General features: G+C 57.7%; 1 protein-coding gene. It reads right to left on the bottom strand.

The window, feature by feature from the left end:
- Positions 1-96: 96 nt before the first annotated feature.
- On the bottom strand, positions 97-1,518 hold the full coding sequence (locus HZR81_RS23495) for an IS1182 family transposase (RefSeq protein WP_152482034.1): 1,422 nt from the start codon (positions 1,516-1,518) through the stop codon (positions 97-99).
- Between the last annotated feature and the right edge of the window lie 78 nt (positions 1,519-1,596).

The following is a 1,596-nucleotide window of genomic DNA, read 5'->3' as shown; positions in this document are numbered from 1 at the left end:
CAGAGCGTGTGAAAACGCACTGACGCCAGAAAAATCCAACGCCCCGACTGGTTCGGGGCGTTGGTGTTTTTGATGCTTGGAAATGGAAAGCGGGATTTACCCCAACAGCTCGATCAACCGACGGGCACCCAGCACATTGATAGCTCGTTTAAGGTTGTAGGCGTTGACCGCCAGGGCCATTTCCGTCCGCGCTCCCCGCAGTTGTCGGAGCAGGAAGCGACCATTACCCAAAATCCACTGCTTCAGATTGCCGAAGGGATGTTCGACGATGGATCGGCGCCTGACCATCATCTCTGGATGCGCCTGCATCCGCTGATGCATGCGTTCGAACGCGGATTCATGGACATGCCGACTCACGTGTCGACGTTTAGCCTTGGTGCAGCGTGTTTTCAATGGACAGCCCGCGCAGTCATCCTGCACGGCATAGATGCGCTGTAGGCCACTGACCTGCTTGAACAGTAGCCATTTGCCTGCCGGGCATTGGTACTGGTCGTGGGTGGCGTCATAAGTGAAGGCGCTGCGATCGAATAGCGGCGTGTCGTCGCCCTTGTTATTGATACCTCGATTCTCCGGCACATAGGCCGTAATCCCAGCATCATCACAGGCTTGAAACTGCTCACCATTGGAGTAGCCGGCATCGGCTGTAACCGTCAGCGCTTCCTGTTCTAGGATCGCCTGGGCGGCCTTGGCCATCGGTTCCAGTTGCTGGTTATCGCTGCCGTTCTGAGTGACGGCATGATGCACGATCAGCCCATGCTCGCCATCTACTGCGCTTTGCACGTTATAAGCCACGCGAGCCCCCTGGTGGGTACGCATCATGCGGGCCTCGTCCTCGCCCACGACGAACTGATCCAGCCTCTGTACCTCCATCAACGCCTGGGCTGTCAGGTTATCGGCATGTCGGCTCTCCAGGTGCTGCAGCGCTGCCTTGACCGCACGGCGATCAACCCCTTCAGTTGCCTCACTGCGGTCAGCCTCGTCCAGTTCTGCCAGATAACGGCTTATCTGCGCCTCCAGTTTGGCTTGTTGGCGCTTGAGCTTCGTCAGGCTCAGATGCTTGCGTTGCGACGCCACCGCCTGAAACTTGCTGCCATCGATGGCCACGAGTTGCCCGCTGATCAGCCCCACCTGGCGACAGAACTGGACGAAGGTGCGGCAGGTCGCCTGAAAAGCAGCGCTGTTGTCCTTGCGAAAATCAGCAATGGTCTTGAAATCCGGTGCCAATCGGCCCAGCAGCCACATCACCTCGACATTGCGTTGGCACTCAGCTTCCAGGCGCCGGGAGGAGCGGATGCGCTGGAAGTAACCGTACAGATAAAGCTTGAGTAGATCCGCTGGATCATAGCCAGGACGTCCAGTCTTGAGTGGTTCGGCCTTGCTGAAACCCAGAGCCTGCAGATCCAGGCGAGCGACATAGGCCTCGATCACCCGTACCAAGTGATCCTCCGGCACCAGCTCCTCCAATGTGGGAGGAAACAGGCTGCTTTGCTGACGACCTTCGCCCTGGATGTAGCCCATAAACGACAATGCCCCCATCAACTGATGGAGGCATTGTCTTCAGCTTGCTCTCAGACTGCTAGGTTTTCACACAGTCTG

The organism is Pseudomonas sp. LM13 (assembly GCF_041381355.1).
Classification (GTDB): domain Bacteria; phylum Pseudomonadota; class Gammaproteobacteria; order Pseudomonadales; family Pseudomonadaceae; genus Stutzerimonas; species Stutzerimonas frequens.
This window is presented reverse-complemented; position numbering and strand designations above follow the sequence as displayed.